Source organism: Psychrobacter sp. 16-MNA-CIBAN-0192, assembly GCF_040309565.1.
GTDB lineage: Bacteria > Pseudomonadota > Gammaproteobacteria > Pseudomonadales > Moraxellaceae > Psychrobacter.
This window is the reverse complement of sequence record NZ_JBEOOX010000001.1, coordinates 62,284-84,189: the sequence shown is the minus strand read 5'-3', so window position 1 is coordinate 84,189 and position 21,906 is coordinate 62,284. Positions and strand designations below refer to the sequence as shown.

The following is a 21,906-nucleotide window of genomic DNA, read 5'->3' as shown; positions in this document are numbered from 1 at the left end:
AATGTTGTCATGACCGTTTTTAAACAATATTAACTGCTTAAAATAGCTAAAAACATGGTTAAAAAGACTGAATTATAAATATTCAAATTTTCCAGAATTTAATAACAATTCTCTTAACTGCGCTGGCGTGTCAATAATATAATCAGCGCCCCATTTTTTAAGATTGTTTTGATCTTCAGGTGGAATATAACCGTAAGCCGCTAAAATAGTGGGCATATCGGCGGCTGCGCCTGCTTCAATATCACGCACATGGTCACCGATATACAGCACGCTGCCTGCTGCCCCGCGCGGAATAGCCAGTTTTTCTAGAGCTAAATACATGGGTTCAGGGTCAGGCTTGGGGCGCGATACGTCATCAGGACAGACCAATACAGCACAGCGTTCCTCTAAATTCATTACCTTCAGCAGTTGCTCTGATAAATAGCGCGGCTTATTGGTGACAATACCCCAAGGTACATTTTGTTGTTCAAGGGTCGTCAATACCATCTCAAGCTCAGGAAATACGCAGCTCTCAACACAAATATCTGCTTCATAATCGTCCAAGAACTGCTGACGAAACGCTAATAATTGCTCTTCACTAACGCTTAGCTGTTCATTATGACGTAGCATCAATTGCACCATCGCAGACGCACCTGCGGATACTTGCTCACGAATTTCCGCTTCCTGCGGGGCTTGCCAATTGTTCTCAGCACTCATTTTACCAATAATACGGACAAAATCAGCTGCCGTGTCAATGAGCGTACCATCAAGATCAAACAATACTGCTTTTACAAACCTTGCCATAACAGTTGCTCTTATAAAGATGAGTGGGTAGAAGTCAAGGGTTTATGAACCGCTAACATATAATTAACATCAACATTTTGCGCCAGCCAGTAGCGCTTGGTTAACGGATTATAGTGCAATCCGATTATATCTTGACGGTTAAATCCAGCAGTGATTGCCATTTTATCCAGCTCAGCTGGGGTAATGAATTTGGCATAATCATGCGTGCCGCGATCTAGCAAGCGCAATACATATTCTGCACCAATAATGGCAAATAGGTAGGATTTTGGACTGCGGTTAATGGTGGATAAGATGCAAACCCCGCCCGGCGCGAGCAGCTTAAAACAAGCATCGACAATGGCAGCTGGGTCTGGCACATGCTCCAGCATTTCCATGCAAGTGACCACATCGAACTGCCCAGCATGCGTTGCCGCTAATTGCTCAACTGGAATATACTGATAGCGTAGTGTTTCATCCAAGCCACTTTGCTTAGCATGTAGCGTTGCCGCCTTTAAATTTTCGGTACCCAAATCAATACCGGTCACATCCGCACCGCGACGCGCCATAGACTCAGATAAAATACCGCCGCCGCAGCCAACGTCCAGCACTTTTTTACCCATCAAGCCACTGTCTGCCGTTTTATCTGTATCAATACCTTGATAACCGCGCTTGATATTGTCCTCTATCCAGTTTAAACGTAAGGGATTAATATGATGCAAGGTGGCAAAGGCACCGGTATTGTCCCACCATTCATGCGCTAATTTATTGAATTTATCCACCTCGCTTGGGTCGACGTTGGTCGCATTCGATAGCGAAGATGACGCTTGCATATTAGTAGGAGAGTGAGATGCAGAAACCGCTGAGCTCATGAAATATTCCTTAATAGATGGATAGTGGCGCAAAGGACTGTGTCAGATACAGTCGGCGAAATCATGGGCTTTATGTTAGCATGAGCGTCACCGTTTTGTCGTGAACACATGGTGACCGATTGTGTATGTTAGTCGTGATTGCAAAGGACAGCTGTTAATATAATAGCTAAATGATAAATTACGGTTGAAAACCATTCTAATTTAGAATGATAACCGCCTTTAACCTGTATCAGTAAGCGCTATTAAATAATGACTCACAGCTTTACAACCATTGGTTAAGAATACAGTTCACAAAAGTCTCTATTTTACGCTATTATAGGCAAAACCTAGCTCAACGTATTGGCATAAAATCGGTTAACGATTGAGCCCTAAATTAAGCATTAAGACGACCTCTTACTTGTCTTACGACATTGACTTTATCACTCTGTATTATTTACTATTCAAGGAAAACATATGAAACGTGTCATCGCATTGACTGGTCTTGCATTCGCTATTGGACTTGCCAGCACGGGCGCACAGGCGGCCAATTATGTCGCTGGAAAAGACTATCGTGTCCTTGATAATCCAGAAAAAATCAGCGGTAATGCCATTATCGTTCGTGAATTCTTTTGGTATGGCTGCCCACATTGCTACACCCTTAATCCGCATATGGAAAAATGGGCAAAGACCAAAGCTAAGGATGTGGCATTCTTTAAAACCCCTGCAGCGTTAAATCCTGTTTGGGAAGCCAGTGCCCGTGGTTTCTATGCTGCTCAGTTCTTAGGTTTTGAAAACAAAACCCATGACGCGTTATTTGAGACCATTCATAAAGATGGCAAACAGATATTTGACCAAGCATCACTCAGCAAATGGTATGCCTCAAAAGGGGTTGATCAAAAGAAATTTAACAGTCTATACAACTCATTTGCTGTAAGCACAAAAGTTGGACGCTCACAAGCAGGCGCAAAACGTTATCAGTTATCAGGCGTACCCGCAGTAGTCGTTCAAGGAAAATATGTGGTTACTGGTGAAAGCGCTCAAGTCCCTAAAGTGGTTGATTTCTTAGTGAATAAAGTCCGTGCTGAGAAAAAATAAATCGTTAGCATAGCACTCGTTTAAACACGCACGAAAAAGCCAATCATTGATAATTGGCTTTTTTGTATTTAACTTTAACATCCATATATTAAAGTTAACACTGCTACTTAAGTTCCGTTAATATAGCCACTTCACGAATATAACTTGCCAAATCTTGCTTCGCTTCTGCCATCAGCTCATCGTCTTGAATATGCTTGGCGTATTCAATCCAAAGTAACAATTGATAAAGGCTGTTGCGCTCTGAAGCTTTGTATTGTTTGACAAATTGTTTTAACGTGCCTTCATCACTGATGTTTAAGCGCTCAATCCAACTCTCAATTTTAGAGACTTGTTCATTTGGGAAAAACGCATCAAATAGCGCTTTGACCAACTCGTGGCGATTTTCTTCACTGATAAGCTTGCCGACGCGTTTGGTTTGACGGATGCGCGCAGTCGCGCTAGTGATATCAGCAAGCGCCATCAATTCTGCCATAAAATATTCGCTGGCAGGCAGTTTTTTAAGCTGCTTTTTAGATAAGCTAGCGAGCGGTATAGACAATGTCTGTAAGCGCTCATGGGCTTTTTTAAGTTCGGTGCGCGAGACGCGCATGTCATGTTCTGACCAGTCAATCATGGTAAGCCCTCTAATACTAGAAATAAAATTTGTGAAAGTTGCCGTGTACAATGGTGTCGTACGGCCACTTAAAAAGTCAACATAGCCAGATTTACCAGCGGCTCTTTTCTCGGTGCTTGGTCACTACCGTCAATGCGGCAGGCAAATTGGCACTCAGTGTGCGCTGTAATTGCTCGGTGATGAATACGGAACGATGCTTACCGCCCGTACAACCGATTGCCACTGTCACGGTATGGCGATTATTATGTAAAAAATCAGGCAACCAACGCTGTAAGAATGTACTGATATCGTCCGTCATTTCAGCGACTTCTGGATAATCAGTAAAAAAAGCACCCACTTCTGCATCAAGCCCCGTAGCTTGGCGTAAGGCTGGGTTCCAATGCGGATTAGGCAGTATTCTTACGTCAAAGACAAAATCGGCATCAATAGGATTGCCATATTTAAAGCCAAACGATAACAAGTTAATAATAATTTTATTTGCCACGCCAATATGGTCACGCAAATATTCTTTTAACTGATGAATATTTAAATTACTGGTATCGATTTTAATATCTGCACAATACGCAATCGGCTGCAATAGCGACACCTCAGTTCTAATCGCAGAAGGTAAGTTATCAGCACATGGTTGGCTATTGACCCCATCTTTTGCCATCAGTGGATGCACGCGGCGTGTGGCATTAAAGCGTGCCACCAAAATAGTCTCTTGCGCCGTCACATAGATGACCTTGACGTTGTACTCACCATAAGTTTGTTTTAACGCTTTTTGGGTTGTCGCAAAATTGGACAAATCAGCGCGTGGCGAGCGGATATCAACGCCCAATGCAATACGCTTAATACCCGATTCTTTAATCAGTTTATGCGCGGCATCAACGACTAAGGATAATGGCAAATTATCAATCGCATAATAACCAAAATCTTCTAAAATATTTAATGCCGAGGTTTTACCTGAGCCTGAGCGTCCTGATACCAGTAAAATACTGACGCTGTCATCCACCGTTATTACAGGTACATTGCTGATATCTGCTACTTCCATGACCACTTGCCCCATTTTTTATTCATCGTTTGTCGTCATTATTTTAGCTATTGTTATAAAGAAAGTTATCAAATAGGTACACTGCGACACTGACTATATCGCTGCCAAATCCGCCAGCGGTCTTTATTGCTCAATCGTTACCAATAGATTATCCAGTAAACGCGCACGTCCAAGCCATGCTGCCACCACAATAATGAGATGCTGCGGCAATGTCTCTATAGAATATGTAGATTGAGACGCTCTGTTAGTAGAGATATTGTCTAATTGCGCGGTTTTAAGTTCTAAATAATCAATAATAAAGCCAGCAGCAGTGATGCGACTCGCGGTCTCTGTAATAAGTGCCTCAAATCCTTGTTCAATATGCGCGCCTAACTTTAATTGCTGTGCCAAGCGCTGCAATTCTTGCTGCAATACAGGTGCAATTTGGCGCTCATCCGCACTCAAGTATTGATTGCGTGATGACAATGCCAAGCCATCAGTAGTACGTATAATGGGTGCTGCAATGATATCAATCGGATAGCTTAAGTCGCGCACCAACTGCTTGATAATCGCCAATTGCTGATAATCTTTTTGCCCAAATACGGCAATATCGGGCTGCACGATATTAAATAATTTTGACACTACGATACCAACGCCATCAAAGTGCGTAGGGCGAGTTTTGCCACATAATTGCTCAGTAATAGCACCAGCGCGAATGGTCGTCGGCGGCGGTAATACCGGATACATCTCATCAATACTGGGCGCAAACACGTAATCGGCACCAACAGTTGCCAGCTTCGCCACATCTTCATTTAAGGTACGCGGATAACTGTCAAAATCTTCGCCAACTCCGAACTGCGTCGGGTTAACAAAGATACTCACCACAACGATATCTGCATGCTCTTTGGCAATCTTAACCAGCTCTAAATGCCCATCATGTAAATTACCCATGGTCGGTACTAAGGCAATGCGCTGCTGACTGCGAAAAGGTTTTAATACAGCTTGTAATGCAGCGATATGATGATAAATAATGGGCATCACGGACTCTTTTATCTCATTAACGAATGGGTATAATAAATATTGATGTTAATTAAATTCATGCTGAGCAGTAGGAAAACTGCCTGCGCGTACCGCTTGCTGATATAGCGCAAAAGCGCCCTCAATACTACGCGCACTATTACGCTCATCAGTTAAAAAGTCATGTACAAATCGAGGCACGCGACCATGTACCATCCCCAACATATCATGCATCACCAACACCTGACCGTCGGTATCGGCTCCGGCACCAATACCGATGACCGGTACATTTACCGCCTCAGTTACCGCTTTGGCTAACGCAGCAGGGACGCATTCTAATACCAGCATAGCCGCACCAGCGTCTACCACTGCTTGAGCATCCGCCATTAATTTCTCTGCTGCCGCGTCCCCACGACCTTGTACTTTATAGCCGCCAAAGACATTGACCGACTGCGGGGTCAAACCCAGATGCACGCATGTGGGTGTGCCTGCTTGCGCCAATATGGTCACCAGCTCACACAGCTCTCGACCGCCTTCGACCTTAATCACCTGCGCACCCGCCTGCATCAACTGCCGACTATTCGCAATTGCCTCAGGTAAAGTCACATAGCTCATAAATGGCAAATCCGCGATAATCAACGCATGCTGATTACTACGCGCCACGTTAGCCGTATGATACGCTATATCATCGACTGTCACTGGCAGCGTTGACGTATGACCTTGCACCACCATACCCAAGCTATCACCGATTAGAATAGTATCAATCAGCGCCTTATCCATCATGCGAGCGAACATAGCGTCGTAGCAAGTTAAACAAGTAAATTTGACACCATCTTTTTTGAATTTATTTAAAGTCGATAACGTGGTCATATAACCCTCACTTTTACTCTGGAATAACTTATTGCCGGTCTATAAATACTTTACCAGTAACTATCTATTATCAGATTTATCAGCAAGAATGTTTAGCCCGGTCCAATCACTTGCTTGCGGATAGCGGTTTATCGGCTGCCCAGCAATGACAATATCCGGCGCTAACTCTCGCAGCGGTATCAAGACAAAATTGCGCTCGCCGATTCCTGCATGTGGAACGGTTAATCGTGGCTCGGTAATCTTGTCTTGACCATACAATAATAAATCAACATCTAGACTGCGCTCGCCCCAATGACGTAAGCGAGCACGCTTTGCCGATTGCTCAAGGGCTTGGCAAACATCCAGTAAAGCAAGTGGCGCTAGGCTCGTTTCAATTCCAACCACCGCATTGATAAAATCAGGCTGATCTTGCGGACCCATGGGTGCTGAAGCATAAAAAGAGGACACACGCACATTGCGAATATCGTCGTTTTGGCGCAGACCTTCAATTGCCTGTTGCACGTGAACAATAGGCGAGCCAAGCTCATTAGCAATGTTGCTACCCAAACCGAGATAACACATTATCCAGTTATCCGCTTCGATATGGCTACTGTCTGCTACAGTAGTAAGCAGTACCGTGCTATCTATATCATCATTTACAGAAAGACTCATGACTATACTTTACTCAGCAATTCAAATTTTACTCGATAACGACTAACCAATATTGTCTGTAAATAGAGACTGTATCAAGCGCTCTATCTATGATAAGCATGGCTTTGGATTAACTTATAATGATGAATTTATCATAAGTTAATCCAGTTACTTGCTCATGCTATTCGCTCGGTTGACGGCGACGACGCTTAGCGGGAACAGGTCCTTTATTTGTCGCATCTGGCTGAGCCGCATGCTGCTCGGAAACAGCTTTTTGAGAAGCAGCTTTGCCATTTATATTGTCTGCATCTTGCGCATTAGCCTTGTTATTTGCTAATGGCGATGCCTTATTCTTACGTGCTCTGACTGGTGCTTTACTAGGTTTGGCACGTGCTGTCGGTTGCTCTGCTTGCTCCGTTACTTTAACCTTAGTAGTTTCAATCTCAGTCTGAACATCATGTTTAGGCTGATGAACTACTTTAGGAGCTTTTTTCTCGTATTTCGCAGGTGTCGATGCTTTAGATACAGTTCCTATAGAAGCTGAATCTGTAGACTGCGATTTTTTAGGCGCTGAATGCTCAGTATTATTACTTAATGTATTATCAGCAGTACTATTTGATACACGGCGGCGACGTTTATATGGTATCGGCTCGTTGTCTATCGTCACTAACTGCGGTGCTTGCGCGATAGTGCGTTTGCCAATAGGTTTACTTACAGCGTGAGGTTTGACATGAGACAACTTAGTATTAGACGACTCATTATTAGATGACTCAGTACTAACTGGTTTATCTTGTACTTTCTCTGCCGCTAAGCTAGTGGTTGTTTGCACTTGATGCGATTGTGCGTGTGAATCTTGCTTCGCTTTAGGCACATTTTGACTGGTTACTGGCTTTTGCTGAGCCGTATTTTGACTTTGACGACTTGGCACAGATTCAGACTGCAACGCGTCATCTTGCACCAATTGTCTTTTTAGCGGTGGAACGACGTTCTCGTGCTCAATGACAAATAGCGGTGTTGGTGTTTGTGGACGCGCGGGCTGTTTTGCCACGCCAGCATTATTTGCCAATGACAACTGTTGTAGTTGCGACCATTCACGACTGTCTTGCTTCATCTGCTCAGTATGTGAAGCATGATTAGCGCTATCGCTAGGTGCTTTGGCAGACGTTGATGATACTTGCAAAGCGGATTCTGAAACGTCCGATTTTTGCACGGCACGACGGCGACGCGCTGGAATGTTAGAGGCATCATTGACCTGCGCTGGATTATTGACTGGACGCTCAGATACTTTTTGATTCGAGTTATCGCGACCGTTAGTAACACGCTCTGTATTTGACGGCTGGTTTTGCGCTTCATATGCTTGTTGATTGGTGGTACTTACCGCTGCTGGTTGACGATTACGTCCGCGCCCACGCTTATAAGAACCGCGACGAATATTTCCATCGAAGTCATCAATGGCTTGCTGCTGCTCGCGTTCAGTCAGGGTCTGATAGGTCTGCCACCAGTCGCCCATGCCATTAGTCGATTCTGATAATGGATGTTCAGCATCGCCACATTGTTCACGCAATAATAAAAAGTCGAAGCCAGCACGAAAACGCGGATGCTCAGACAATTGCTCAATTTGTTTACTACGCGGGGCGGCAAGTTTGGGCTGTAATAACCAAATATCACGAATAAATTGTTCCGCAAATTTTGGAATAGCCGTCTTAATACGTTGACGGTCAATAACTTTACCCGCCGCTTGCATCTGGGCATCAGCAAAAGGCATATTGCGCTTTTTGGCTTTCTCTAACTGATGGAGATAATTTTCCCACAATAAGGCGGCATAAAAGAATGCTGGATTGATACTTTTACCTGCATTAATACGCTTATCGGTATTGATAGCAACCTGTTTTACCAGTGCATTTGGCTCAGACGGTGGATAAATAATAAGGCTGTCGATAGCACCCGATTCAAACAATAACGGTAATAATGGCACTAAATAACCACCGGTGAACATCTTTTGCGTTTCATCATAAAGGCGATGCGGCGATATTTGTTCTAGCAGCGCCCAATTGCCTGCATGAAACTGCGCGGCTAATGCGCTATCAAACTCAAAGCCCAATTTGGCTTTAAAACGTAGAGCGCGCAAGAGACGCACTGGATCTTCTTCAATACGTACCGGTGCCTCACCCAACAGGCGAATAATTTTATTATCAATATCATCAAGCGCACCACAAAAATCATGCACCACGCCTTTTAACGGCTGATAATAAAGAGCATTAATTGAAAAATCGCGACGGGCAAAGTCTTGCTTAATATCGCCCCAAACATTGTCACGAAGAATCATGCCGTCTTGATTGGTATTGGCATCATTGATAGGTGGTCCACGAAACGTTGCTACTTCAATCAATTCGCGACCTGAGTAGACGTGTGCCAACTGAAAGCGTCGACCGATGATACGGCAACGTTTGCCAAACACGTCTTTAATCTCATGTGGCTTGGCATCGGTGACCGCATCGAAATCTTTTGGTTTCAGACCTAATAATGTATCGCGCACGCCGCCACCGACGATATAGGCGTCAAACCCAGCTCGGGACAAAGTGGCAATTACTTCCGTAATAGAATTGGGTAATTCAGATTTATTCAGTTCTAACTGCTTGGCGGCACGCTCGGCCATGCATCTACTCCTTGCCAATACTCTTAACCACCTCTGATGAACACAGCGTTTATCGGGCGGATGTATCCGCTAGTTTAACAAATTTTAGCCGCGCTGGGTGTGTTATGACAGATAGTTACGCGCTATTTTGTCACTGTTATAGTATTCATCTGCCAGAGCCATACTCTTTATCCAGCAGTTTTTCGGCTATCATTGCCAAAAAGTATCCGTTTAATGCTGTACCCGTAAACGTGCACGGTTCTTTTCGATAGTTTTTGGACCAATACCTTTTACTTTTTCTAGCTCATCGATACTTTTAAAGTCGCCAAACATTTCTCGGTATAAAATAATGGCTTGCGCTTTACTGCTGCCAATACCATGCAAGGACGTCAGCTCGCTTTCCGTGGCGCGATTAATATTAATCCCCATTTGGGTGCGCGCTTGGGTGGTGAGTTTTTCTTGTTGTAGCAAGTATTGATAAGCGCTTTTTGGATTATCAATACACGGTGCTGCGTGCACATTGCTGATAAGTGACAGATTTATTAGCACCGTTAAAATAATAACGCTACAGCGCAAACTATTTTGCACGTTCATGCTGTTTTGCTACCTCCCACAATGCTTCCATCTCTAACAATTCACTATCCTCAATACGCTTACCTTGCGCTTCTAATTGCGTCTCAATATAAGCAAATCGCGATTTAAATTTATGTACACACGTTAAAGCAGCGGCTTCAGCGTCCACATTTAATTTACGCGCAACATTGACCAAAGCAAACATACAGTCGCCAAGCTCTTTTTCAATCTTAGTAAGATTGGACTTTATCTCGTCTTTAGATTTAACCATATTAGACGTATCAACTAGCTCTACTTTTAATTCGCTGATTTCTTCATCGAGCTTTTCCAGTGCGCCACTAAGTCCATCCCAATCAAAGCCTAACTTTGACGCTTGTTTTTGCACGTCTTGTGCTTGCATCAGCGCGCTACCCGGTTTGCACGTATCCAAACGGCGGCGCGGCTTGCCACGTAGCGCACGCGCTTGATTTTCTTCTGCTTTAATCTCATCCCAGCGCTCTTTAACCGCAGCGTCATCTTGTAGGTTTTCTGCATCAAAGACATGCGGATGGCGACGAATCAACTTTTCTTGCAGCGTAGTAATGACATCTGTCAAATCAAAGCGTCCTTGCTCCGCATAGAGCTGACAATGAAAAATAACTTGTAATAACACATCACCAAGCTCACCTTTGATATCGTCATCATCATCGCTTTGAACCGCTTCGGCAAGCTCATAGGCTTCTTCTATCGCATACGGAATCAGGCTATGATTGCTTTGCTTTTGATCCCATGGACAATCGCGACGCAGGCGTGCCATTAATGCAAGTAAATCCGGCAAACTGCCTGTGGCATTGGGCGTTCCTTTTACTGGAATAGGCAACGACACCTTATTTTGGCTAGGCGTTATGCTGACGGCTTTATGCTCTGTTTTGTGATTCATAATGGCTACTCATAAGCGTTGATCATTATTTTTTAAAATGGCGTTTTTTTATAGTAGATAGTAGCGCAATGAAAATTAGGCGGCTACCCTATTCTTCTCTTAGATAGTGTATCATTTAATGATTGTTGGCTTATTTGTTTGCGCCTATATCTCACTGTATTTGTCTTTACCTATGACTTCTCACCTCTAACCGCTGCTCTTCTTATAATTAAAAAAGGAATTTACCATCATGACTGTGGCTTCTGCTATTCAATCTCCTTACCATCCGCCGAATACTTTTACTCCCATTACGATTGACTCTTTTAAAGCCTATGATATTCGTGGCGAGCTTGGGGTGAATCTAAATGAAGAGATTGCGTACCGTATTGGACGCGCGTTTGGTCAGCTATTAGGTCAGCGTTACTATAGCGCTGATATTACTGATGAATTAAAGGTGCTTAATCTCGCCATTGTGATTGGTTGTGACATTCGTCATTCAAGTGAATCACTAAAACAAGCCACCAATGCTGGTATTATTGATGCTGGTATTGATGTGATTGATCTTGGCATGACGGGCACCGAAGAGGTCTATTTTGCCACCACTCATTATCACGCATTGGGTGGCATTGAAGTCACGGCAAGTCATAATCCAATTAATTATAACGGCTTAAAGTTAGTGAAAGAGCACTCAAAGCCGATTAGCGCTGATGATGGCTTGGCAGAAATCAAACAATTGGCAGAATCTGGGCAATTTACCACGCCTACAGAAAAAGGGAAACTACGATTACTCAGCGATAAAAGCGCTTATATCGACCATGTTATGAGCTTTGTTGATGCTAATAAATTAAAGCCGCTAAAATTAGTGATTAACTCAGGTAATGGCAGCGCAGGACCCGTCGTTGACTTATTAGTTGATAAGCTTACACAAGTTGGCGCGCCAATTGAGGTGATTAAACTGCATCATACCCCTGATGGCAGCTTTCCCAATGGCATTCCCAATCCCATGATTTTAGCCAATAGAGCCGCCACCAAGCAAGCCGTTATTGACCATAAAGCAGATCTTGGTATCGCCTTTGATGGTGATTTTGATCGTTGTTTTTTATTTGATGAGTCAGGCGAGTTTATTGACGGCAGTTATGTGGTCGGTATGCTGGCACAAGCCTTTTTAAATAAGCATGCGGGCGAGTCGATTGTTTATGACCCACGCGTGCTGTATAACACCGAAGCAGTAATAAAAAACCATGGCGGGCAAGGCGTGGTGAGCAAATCTGGGCATTCATTTATTAAGCAAGTAATGCGTGAATCAGGCGCAATATACGGTGGCGAGATGTCAGCGCATCATTACTTCCGCGACTTTTGTTATTGCGACAGCGGCATGATTCCATGGCTATTAACCATTGAGCTGCTATCCATTACTGGCAAGACCTTATCAGAACTGGTCACAGGCTATATTCAGGCATATCCCAGCTCAGGCGAGCTCAATTTTCAGTTAACGACACACGATGCACCGACTATCATTAGCGCTATTGAAGAAAAATTCAGCGCGGAGAAACCTATTAAATCGACGCTCGACGGTCTCAGTCTTGACTTTGGCGAATGGCGTTTTAATTTACGCGCCTCTAATACCGAACCATTAATCCGGCTGAACATTGAAACACGCGGCAATGACCAATTATTGGCAACAAAAACGCAAGATATTCAACAGTGGCTCGCTAAACAAGGCGCAATATCTGCTTAATGAGGGTAATTACTCATACTAATGTAAGATATTCATTATCAAAAAAGGGCGGGGTTATTTGTTAATAACCCCGCCCTTTTTTTAGTTCATTAATAACGATTTTATAATTGTAAGCTGACTACGACTTAGCTCGACCAATGCCTATATAGTCACCTATTAAGGTAGTCACTTGCGCGCGCGTCAAGGCATTTTGTGCATCAAATATAGGCATCGCCTGCTGATTCAAGCGTGCAGTATCTAAATGCTCTTGTGCCGACCAGCTGATAATAAAGATAGCTTGCGCACTATCTAATCGCTCATAAGGGCTGTCGATCAGCTGTAATAAAGGTTGTTCATGATACAAAGCGGTCAGCTCAGCTTGAGCCTTATCACTATACACAAGGGTAGTGATATTATATGACCATAATAAATGTAACAGAGGATGAATAGCCGAGCCTGCCGTACGACCTGAACCCGCTTTATAGCTACCACCCCAAATCACGACCGTCTTATGGTCAATAAATCCATCAAAATATTGCCAGAACTTACGAAAGATAAGCTCTTTTTGATCTTCATTAATGTATCTAACTGCTTTTAGAATTGGCATCTCCACACGACTGGCACACCCAGCTTGTTCAAGCTGTGTTAATTCAGCAGGTAACGTATTACCACCAAAGCCCCAACCGGCTTGCAAATAGCTGCGCCCAACCCGCTCATCTAAGCCCATAATATGACTGACTTGCTGAATATCGACCTGATGACTATCAGCAAGACGCGACATCTCATTCATTAGGCTCACGCGTGTGGCAAGCATCGCCATAATACTGCTGCGCGCAAATTCAATGGTCGCAATATCAGCACAATGGTAAGTACGCGCATGCTGCATAAGGGTTTGTAGCGCAGGTAAGTGCTGGCTGCTATTAGGTGTTTTCTCACCCAATAGCCATAACGAAGGGGTCAACATTGAACTAAAAGCGTCACCGTCTTGCAAGAAAATAAAAGGTACATAATACACCCACGCACGCTGTAAGCGCTGAGCTAATAAAGAAGCCTGACCCAAGGTCTGACTGCCGCTGATAACAATCGGCAGCTTCTGCTCATGGCTGTGATTAAAAGCAGCTAACCAAGTGTCTTCTGACCATATCGACTGCGTACTGTCTAAGAACAGCCAATAGAAAGTCGCCTCTATTTTCTCAGCGCCTTGATGCGCTACTGCTACTTCATAAGTAGCAATGAGTGCCTCTGCACTTGGCGCTATTGGCAGACTAACAATCTGCTGCTGTTGAACATACATCTGCCATAGTGCTTGCAAGTGATGCTCAAACCCATACTGCTGTAAATTTTTCTTTATTAGTGTTTGGTCTGCGTGTAGATGTACTACCTGTCCTAAGCTTGCCAGCACCACCGCACTGGTAATAGCCTCAATACCATGACCGATAATGACACAAACGTTAGAGACTTCAGATGACAGCTGTTGAGCGCTAGGTGTAGAATCAGGTGACATGGATTACCTTTAGAGATTAAAGAATGGGTTTGAAGAGACTACACTGCGATATAGTTATAGCTATAGTTATACTAACAATATTAAGACAACTGTTTAATGCGGGACAGCAGCTGATTGGTTGAACTATCAAAAGAATCTGTACTATCTTGCTGCAGAGCTTGATAAACCGTTTCTGCCATTTGCTTACCCATCTCAACGCCCCATTGGTCAAATGGATTGATGTCCCAAATACTCGCCATAACATAAACTTTATGCTCGTAAAGTGCAATCAACGCGCCCAAACTATGCGGGGTTAGCTCATCAATCAGTAAGGTAGTTGAAGGCTGATTACCACGATAATGTTTATACTTATCTGAATGACAAGCGGCACTTGTGTCAGCAATGGCTGCATTACCAAAGGCTAAAACACGACTTTGCGCCAAACAATTGGCTAATGACAATTCATGCTGATGTTGTAGTGACTCATTTTGCACGTCATCACTATAATGGCGCACGCAGGCAATAAAGTCACAAGACACGTGCTGAGTCCCTTGATGTAACAGTTGATAAAAGGCATGTTGCGCATTAGAGCCAACCTCACCCCATAAAATAGGACAGGTATCATAATCGATGTGTTCACCATCGTGAGTAACCGATTTACCATTACTTTCCATTTCAAGCTGGGTTAAATAGCTGGGTAGATAACCCAAACGACCGTCATAAGGCAGCACTGTATGCGCATGGATGTGTAAAAAGGTGCTATTCCAAACCGCAAGCAAACCTAATAATACTGGCAAGTTATCTGCAAAGTCAGCATTGGCAAAATGCACATCCATGCTATGCGCGCCAGCAAGTAGCTCACGAAACTGTGGCATACCAATACGAATCGCTATCGCAAGACCAATGGCAGACCATAGAGAAAAACGCCCCCCGACCCAATCCCAAAGCTGCAATTGATGCTCAGGATGAATACCCCAAGCATTCATTTTTTCGCTATTTGCAGAGATACCAACAAAGTGTCGACGCAGTACGCTACTCTGCGTACCGCCACGTAAGGTAGCCGTAGCAAGTAACCATGATAGTGCGGTCTTGGCATTAGATAATGTATCAACCGTACCAAATGATTTAGATGAGATAATAAAGAGTGTTGTTTCCGCATCTAAGCGCTTTAGCAAATTATCTAATTGGCTACCATCCATATTGGAGACAAAATGTACGACAATCTCGGTGTCAGCCCACTCATCAAGTGCCGTCGCTGCCATCAATGGACCTAAATCAGAACCACCAACGCCAATATTGACCACATCAGTAATGGCTTTACCTGAAAATCCACGCCATGTGCCCTGACGGATACGCTGGGATAAACGCTCAACTTGCATAAGGCTATGATGCACATCTGCGACAACATTTTGCTCACCCACTTGTAACGTTGCCGTGGCTGGTAAACGTAGCGCAGTATGCAGGGCAGCACGCTCTTCACTGGTATTCACCATAGCGCCCTGTAGTAGTGCTTTAATACGTGCTTGCAAATCGCCACTATTCGTAAGATTCAATAAATTCATGAGCACCGTATCATCGATACATTGCTTGCTATAGTCCATATATAGTGCTCCACTTTGGGCACTATAACGTTGATTACGGGTTTTATCGTGCTCAAATAGAGATGCTAATGACCATGATTGATCCGCAAGAGTTTCTAATTGCGTCCAGTATTTTGATTGACGTGCGCTGCCGTGCGACTTATTTCTTATAGAGTTATTCATTGAAGGCCAATTGTTGTTGAGCAAAATAAATGAATGCTTGCATATAGGACTGCATATCGCCTGCATCATAACTGTCGCCAAGCATGGTAGTGACATTGACGCCATACTTGCTAATCAGCGCATCAATTGCATCGGTCAGCTGAATTTCCCCACCCACTGATGCCGTGGTACTTTCTAAATAATCAAATATTTGATTGGTAAAGACATATCGCCCCACTACCGCTAACCTAGAAGGTGCTTCTGCCAAACTGGGTTTTTCTACAAAACCTGCCACACTAAAGCTGGCATTTGCGTCGATATTATCATCCACACTACTAGTATCACTATTACTAAGGTTAGCGATGCCGTATTTAGACACATCTTCGTCAGCGACTTTATCCACTAATATTTGTGAATGACCCTTTGTGACAAACTCATTAATCATAAATGCTAAGTTATCGGTATACATATCAGTCGTAAATGGATCAATGACGACATCAGGCAACAATACAGCAAAATTATGCTGACCAATAATGGGACGAGCTGCCAATACTGCATGACCAAGCCCCAAGGACTTACCCTGACGTATCATAGATATCGTAACATCTTTAGGTAACCAATTGAGACTATCAGCCAGCTCATCTTTACCTTTATCGCGTAACTGATGATCCAGCTCAGCATTGATATCAAAGTAGTTTTCAATGGCACTTTTTTGCGCATGTCCCACCAATACGATGTGCTTAATACCAGCGGCAATGGCTTCTTCCACCACATAATGAATCGCAGGACGATTGCCTAACGGTAATAGCTCTTTAGGTACCGACTTAGATAATGGCAGCATCCGCGTACCGAAACCGGCAACAGGAATAACAGCATGGGTAATTCTTTGCATAATTGTATCGCCGTACTAGAAGAAATATTAATAATAAAATTCTATAAGGTAAATATAAGCTCATAAATTTATGATGCTTTTACGGTACTCTATAGCCATGTGGATTCATACTTTGCCAGCGCCATGTATCTTGGCACATATCGTTAATATCTAATTTTGCTTGCCAACCTAACAACGCTTTTGCTTTATCCGCACTGGCATAGCAGCTGGCAATATCACCCGCACGGCGGGCTGCGAATTGATATGGTACATTTTTTCCAGTGGCTTCTGTAAAAGCAGTGACCAACTCTAATACAGAACTGCCTTTACCCGTACCTAAATTAATCGGCATAAAGCCTACAGGAATAGTTTGCTCGGCGGCATAGCGTAGCGCATCTACATGACCTTTTGCCAAATCTGTCACATGAATATAATCACGCACGCCTGTACCATCTACTGTCGGATAATCATTACCAAAAATATTCAGATTAGTCAGTTTGCCGACCGCCACTTGCGAAATGTACGGCATCAGATTGTTAGGAATATCATTAGGATCTTCCCCAATTTGACCTGATGAATGCGCGCCTACTGGATTAAAGTAACGCAACGTAATTAAATTCCATTGTTTATTAGCTGAGGCTAAGTCCTCTAAAATATGCTCGACGACCAGTTTACTTTGACCATAAGGATTGGTACATGAGCGCTTTGAGTCCTCATCAATAGGCAAGGTTTCAGGATCACCATAAACAGTCGCTGAAGAAGAAAAAACAAAATTGTTAACTTTGTATTCTGCCATCACTTCAAGCAAAGTAACAGTGCCACTAACATTATTACTATAATAAATCAATGGCTTAGCAACTGATTCGCCAACCGCTTTAAGACCAGCAAAATGAATGACCCCAAAAAACTGATGGGCTGTAAAAACTTTTCTTAATGACTCAGCATCACGAATGTCGCCTTCAATAAATTTGATTGGCTTACCGATTAAGCTAGAAACACGATTAATAGCTTCCTTACTACTGTTAGATAAATTGTCATAGATAACAATCTCGTAGCCTGCTTCATGCAAAGCAATACAGGTATGAGAACCGATATACCCTGCGCCACCAGTCACTAAGATTTTATTTTTATTATTTTCCATATTGATATCCAAAGCAGTTTTTAAACAAAAAAAGACACCCCATTGTAGGGGTGTCTTTACTGTATATCAAGTCAGTTTATGCACTCAAATATAAACTTATGTTTATATAACGACTTACCAGCCAGTAACTTCTTTTAGTTTCTCACCCAATTTTGATGGGTCACGCGTGTAAGCAATACCTGCTGCTTCGAACGCTTTAAATTTATCTTCAGCTGTACCTTGACCACCAGAAATAATAGCGCCGGCATGACCCATACGCTTGCCTTCAGGTGCTGTAACACCAGCGATATAACCAACAACTGGCTTGGTCACATGATCTTTGATATAAGCAGCTGCTTCTTCTTCAGCAGTACCACCAATCTCGCCGATTAGGATAATCGCTTCAGTTTGTGGATCTTCTTGGAACAATTTAAGCGCATCAATCTGGTTCATACCAGGGATCGGATCACCACCGATACCGATACAGGTAGACTGACCAAAACCAAGTTTAGTCGTTTGAGCAACGGCTTCATAGGTCAACGTACCAGAGCGTGAAATAATACCCACTTTACCTGGCTGATGGATATGACCTGGCATGATGCCGATTTTGCACTGACCTGGAGTGATCACGCCTGGGCAGTTAGGACCAATCAGACGTACATCGCCTGCTTCTTCAAGATAACGTTTTGCTTTTAGCATATCAAGCGTTGGTACGCCTTCAGTGATCACAACAATCAGTTTCACACCAGCGTCAATCGCTTCAACGATAGAATCTAGTACAAAAGGAGCTGGTACATAGATAACAGAAGCGTCAGCTTGAGTCGCTGCCATTGCTTCTTTCATGGTGTTAAATACTGGCAAACCTAGGTGCGTTTGACCGCCTTTACCTGGAGTTACGCCACCAACAACTTTAGTACCATACTCAATAGCTTGTTCTGAGTGGAACGTACCATTCTTACCAGTAAAACCTTGCACCAATACTTTGGTGTCTTTATCAATTAATACACTCATTATTTTATCCTTGTATGCGATTGTCTTATAGGCATCTGCCCATCCTGCGTTAAATATTAACGACTATAGAATGACAACAGATGCCTTTTATGCTTAAGCAATTAGGCTTGAACAGCGTCAACGATTTTTTGAGCAGCGTCTGATAAACCTTGAGCTGAAATCAATTTTAGACCAGATTCTTCTAGGATTTTTGCGCCAAGCTCAGCATTGTTACCTTCTAAACGAACAACAACAGGTACTGTTACGTTAACTTCTTTGATAGCAGCGATAATAGCTTCTGCAATCATGTCACAACGTACGATACCACCGAAGATGTTGATTAGAACACCTTCAACGCTGCTGTCTTCCAAAATGATTTTGAAAGCTTCAACAACGCGATCTTTAGTTGCCCCGCCGCCAACGTCCAAGAAGTTAGCAGGCTTGCCGCCGTACAATTTGATGATGTCCATCGTTGCCATTGCAAGACCAGCACCGTTAACCATACAACCGATATTGCCTTCTAGCGCAACATAGTTTAGGTCAAACTCAGCTGCTTTAAGCTCACGCTCATTTTCTTGTGATTTGTCTTGCAGCGCAGCAATTTTAGGCAGACGATACAAAGCATTTGAGTCGATACCAATTTTGCCGTCAACACAAACGATTTCGCCATTTTCACGAACCGCTAATGGGTTGATTTCAAGTAAATCAATGTCGTTTTCAACGAATGCTTGATAAGCACCAGACATTAATTTAACGAATTGATTGATTTGCTTGCCTTCAAGACCCAATTTAAACGCCACTTCACGCGCTTGGAATGGCAATAAACCAACCAATGGATCAATGCTCGTTTTAAAGATTTTTTCTGGAGTATTGTTAGCCACTTCTTCGATATCAACACCACCTTCAGTTGATGCCATAAACGTCACACGACGTGAAGAGCGATCAACAACAGCGCCAAGATATAGCTCAGTTTGTACAGGATACATATCTTCTGCAACCAATACGAAGTTTACTGGTTGACCAGCCGCGTCCGTTTGATAGGTTACTAAGTTCGTGCCGATAAGCTCTTCAGCCACTTGCTTGGCTTCTTCACGAGTCTTAACCAGTTTAACGCCGCCCGCTTTACCGCGACCACCAGCGTGAACCTGTGCTTTAATAACAGCAATATCAGTTGGAGTTTTGTCAAAAGCTGCTGCTGCTTCGTCGCCATTATGGGCAATGATGCCTTCTTGAATTGGCAAACCGTAGCTTTTTAATAGCTGTTTTGCTTGATACTCATGTAAATTCATTGATTGTATCCTTTATTTTTTACAATTAATAAAAAGTGAAAATAAGTGCGCGTCCACATCAGTTTGGCGCACTTTTTGACTTTTAATGCTACGCCTATAATCTAATAGACCATGGTATTAAGAGTCAGGGTAAAGCGTAACTTATTTACGTTTTTTACGCTGAATGGCGTGAATAGGACGACCATCAGCTGATAAAGCAGCTTCATGTACGGCTTCTGAAATCGTTGGATGTGCAAAAGTCATCAGTTGCAGATCTTCGATGCTTGATACAAATTCCATCGCAATCATACCTTGATGGACGATGTCACCAGCGCCAGCAGCAATCGCATGCATACCTAACAAGCGATCCGTTTTAACATCAGCAACGACTTTGATAGAGCCTTCGCCTTCACTTTGAGCCAAGGCACGACCATTAGCGGCTAAGCTAAATGAGCCGGTCTTAACTTCAAAACCTGCTTCAGTGGCTTCTTGCTCAGTCATACCCACCCATGCAATTTCTGGGTGCGTGTAGATGACATTGATAATAGTGTCATAGTTAACTTGAGCTTTTTCGCCATGGATGCGTTCAACAGCCATGATACCTTCTTCTGATGCTTTGTGCGCAAGCATTGGGCCACGTACTAAGTCACCGATAGCATAAACGCCATCAAGGTTGGTTTTACATTGGTCATCAACGTCGATTAGGCCACGTTCAGTCAAGGTAATACCACTGTCATCACCTAGCAATTTTTCTGAATAAGCACGACGACCAACACAAACAATTAGCTTATCAAAACGCTGCTCTGTAGATTCGCCTTTGTTCTCACTAGTGACCACAACTTCATCACCATCGATTTCAGCTTTGATAACTTTGGTATCAACACGGATATCAAGGCCTTGCTTTTTGAACATTTTAGCAGCTTCTTTAGCGATGTCTTTATCAGCCGCAGCTAAGAAACTAGGTAGCGCTTCATACACGACGACTTCTGAACCCAAACGACGCCATACAGAGCCTAGCTCAAGACCGATTACACCAGCACCGATTACACCTAAACGCTTAGGGGTTTCAGTGAAATCTAATGCACCCGTTGAGTCAACGATACGGTCATGGTCAGTTTTGGCAACTGGAATATCGATAGGGATAGAACCTGAAGCAAGGATGACATTCTTTGCAGTAATAGTAGATTCAGCAGCATCTTCAGCTGTGAATTTAATTTTCTTGTCACTACCTTTACCGTCAACTAAAGTACCCCAACCTTGCAACCAGTCAATGCCATTACCTTGGAATAAACCAGCAATACCACCCGTTAATTGCTTAACAATAGCTTCTTTACGACCTATCATGGTTTCGATATCGATAGCAACATCACCAGTACTGATACCATGCTCATCAAGGTCATGCTTAGTTGCTTCGTAACGATGCGAACTATCAAGTAAAGCTTTTGATGGGATACAACCGACGTTTAAGCAAGTACCGCCAAGTGCAGGCGTGCCTTTATAAATACGTTTTTCAATACAAGCCACGCTCATACCCAGTTGAGCTGCACGAATAGCTGCTACATAACCACCAGGACCGCCGCCGATAACGACTAGATCATAATTATCTTTCATAATAATATGTTTCCATGTTTTGTTTATCGTGTCACTTATTCTGCATATCTTTAATAAAGCCAGCATTTTCTATAAAACTAGTAATGTTTGATAAACGCAGTACACGCCTTATCGCCAAATCGGCTTGAAGACATGAGTATTTTATCCGTTA

At 43.2% G+C, this 21,906-nt stretch carries 19 protein-coding genes; 2 read left to right on the top strand and 17 right to left on the bottom strand.

What is annotated here, in order from left to right; genetic code table 11:
• Positions 1-72: 72 nt before the first annotated feature.
• On the bottom strand, positions 73-783 hold the full coding sequence (locus tag AAEY78_RS00355) for an HAD family hydrolase (protein WP_352336348.1): 711 nt from the start codon (positions 781-783) through the stop codon (positions 73-75).
• A gap of 11 nt (positions 784-794) precedes the next feature.
• The gene (gene ubiG / locus AAEY78_RS00350) at positions 795-1,592 is read right to left on the bottom strand and encodes a bifunctional 2-polyprenyl-6-hydroxyphenol methylase/3-demethylubiquinol 3-O-methyltransferase UbiG (protein ID WP_352336805.1); all 798 of its coding nucleotides are present in this window, start codon (positions 1,590-1,592) and stop codon (positions 795-797) included.
• 492 nt (positions 1,593-2,084) lie between these two features.
• Between ubiG and AAEY78_RS00345 the strand changes: the two genes are divergently transcribed.
• On the top strand, positions 2,085-2,705 hold the full coding sequence (locus tag AAEY78_RS00345) for a thiol:disulfide interchange protein DsbA/DsbL (protein ID WP_352336346.1): 621 nt from the start codon (positions 2,085-2,087) through the stop codon (positions 2,703-2,705).
• Positions 2,706-2,808: 103 nt separating this feature from the next.
• Here the strand turns inward: AAEY78_RS00345 and yjgA are convergent, their stop codons facing one another.
• The 8 genes from yjgA to mazG form a co-directional block, all read right to left on the bottom strand.
• Positions 2,809-3,318: a ribosome biogenesis factor YjgA gene (gene yjgA / locus AAEY78_RS00340; protein WP_352336344.1), complete on the bottom strand. Its 510-nt coding sequence runs from the start codon at positions 3,316-3,318 to the stop codon at positions 2,809-2,811.
• Positions 3,319-3,409: 91 nt separating this feature from the next.
• Entirely contained in the window at positions 3,410-4,366 is a 957-nt protein-coding gene (gene rapZ / locus AAEY78_RS00335; protein WP_502943581.1) for an RNase adapter RapZ, read from the bottom strand.
• A 108-nt stretch (positions 4,367-4,474) separates the two neighbouring features.
• On the bottom strand, positions 4,475-5,368 hold the full coding sequence (panC, locus tag AAEY78_RS00330) for a pantoate--beta-alanine ligase (protein ID WP_352336342.1): 894 nt from the start codon (positions 5,366-5,368) through the stop codon (positions 4,475-4,477).
• A 48-nt stretch (positions 5,369-5,416) separates the two neighbouring features.
• On the bottom strand, positions 5,417-6,217 hold the full coding sequence (gene panB / locus AAEY78_RS00325; protein ID WP_352336341.1) for a 3-methyl-2-oxobutanoate hydroxymethyltransferase: 801 nt from the start codon (positions 6,215-6,217) through the stop codon (positions 5,417-5,419).
• Positions 6,218-6,277: 60 nt separating this feature from the next.
• Positions 6,278-6,778: a 2-amino-4-hydroxy-6-hydroxymethyldihydropteridine diphosphokinase gene (folK, locus tag AAEY78_RS00320; protein WP_352336802.1), complete on the bottom strand. Its 501-nt coding sequence runs from the start codon at positions 6,776-6,778 to the stop codon at positions 6,278-6,280.
• 250 nt (positions 6,779-7,028) lie between these two features.
• Positions 7,029-9,503, bottom strand: a complete 2,475-nt coding sequence (gene pcnB, locus AAEY78_RS00315; protein WP_352336339.1) for a polynucleotide adenylyltransferase PcnB — start codon at positions 9,501-9,503, stop codon at positions 7,029-7,031.
• A 210-nt stretch (positions 9,504-9,713) separates the two neighbouring features.
• The gene (locus tag AAEY78_RS00310; protein WP_352336338.1) at positions 9,714-10,076 is read right to left on the bottom strand and encodes a ComEA family DNA-binding protein; all 363 of its coding nucleotides are present in this window, start codon (positions 10,074-10,076) and stop codon (positions 9,714-9,716) included.
• On the bottom strand, positions 10,060-10,974 hold the full coding sequence (gene mazG, locus AAEY78_RS00305) for a nucleoside triphosphate pyrophosphohydrolase (protein ID WP_502943580.1): 915 nt from the start codon (positions 10,972-10,974) through the stop codon (positions 10,060-10,062). Before mazG ends, AAEY78_RS00310 begins: the two co-directional genes overlap by 17 nt.
• A 229-nt stretch (positions 10,975-11,203) precedes the next feature.
• Here mazG and AAEY78_RS00300 point away from each other — a divergent pair, with 229 nt between their 5' ends.
• Positions 11,204-12,691 carry a phosphohexomutase domain-containing protein gene (locus tag AAEY78_RS00300; protein ID WP_352336336.1) on the top strand — a complete coding sequence of 496 codons (1,488 nt, stop codon included), beginning with the start codon at positions 11,204-11,206 and terminating at the stop codon, positions 12,689-12,691.
• A gap of 118 nt (positions 12,692-12,809) precedes the next feature.
• Here AAEY78_RS00300 and AAEY78_RS00295 read toward each other — a convergent pair whose 3' ends face one another.
• From AAEY78_RS00295 to lpdA, 7 genes are all read right to left on the bottom strand, one after another.
• Positions 12,810-14,174, bottom strand: coding sequence for a UDP-glucose/GDP-mannose dehydrogenase family protein (locus AAEY78_RS00295; RefSeq protein ID WP_352336334.1), 1,365 nt, complete (start codon positions 14,172-14,174; stop codon positions 12,810-12,812).
• 80 nt (positions 14,175-14,254) lie between these two features.
• Positions 14,255-15,916, bottom strand: a complete 1,662-nt coding sequence (pgi, locus tag AAEY78_RS00290) for a glucose-6-phosphate isomerase (RefSeq protein WP_352336333.1) — start codon at positions 15,914-15,916, stop codon at positions 14,255-14,257.
• Positions 15,909-16,787 carry a UTP--glucose-1-phosphate uridylyltransferase gene (locus tag AAEY78_RS00285; RefSeq protein ID WP_352336331.1) on the bottom strand — a complete coding sequence of 293 codons (879 nt, stop codon included), beginning with the start codon at positions 16,785-16,787 and terminating at the stop codon, positions 15,909-15,911. Before AAEY78_RS00285 ends, pgi begins: the two co-directional genes overlap by 8 nt.
• Before the next feature lie 79 nt (positions 16,788-16,866).
• Positions 16,867-17,907 (bottom strand): UDP-glucose 4-epimerase GalE, encoded by a 1,041-nt coding sequence (gene galE, locus AAEY78_RS00280; protein ID WP_352336329.1) that lies wholly within the window; start codon positions 17,905-17,907, stop codon positions 16,867-16,869.
• 114 nt (positions 17,908-18,021) lie between these two features.
• Positions 18,022-18,897, bottom strand: coding sequence for a succinate--CoA ligase subunit alpha (sucD, locus tag AAEY78_RS00275; RefSeq protein ID WP_062534534.1), 876 nt, complete (start codon positions 18,895-18,897; stop codon positions 18,022-18,024).
• Positions 18,898-18,998: 101 nt separating this feature from the next.
• Positions 18,999-20,165, bottom strand: a complete 1,167-nt coding sequence (gene sucC / locus AAEY78_RS00270) for an ADP-forming succinate--CoA ligase subunit beta (protein ID WP_352336328.1) — start codon at positions 20,163-20,165, stop codon at positions 18,999-19,001.
• 141 nt (positions 20,166-20,306) lie between these two features.
• Positions 20,307-21,755 carry a dihydrolipoyl dehydrogenase gene (gene lpdA, locus AAEY78_RS00265; protein WP_352336326.1) on the bottom strand — a complete coding sequence of 483 codons (1,449 nt, stop codon included), beginning with the start codon at positions 21,753-21,755 and terminating at the stop codon, positions 20,307-20,309.
• Between the last annotated feature and the right edge of the window lie 151 nt (positions 21,756-21,906).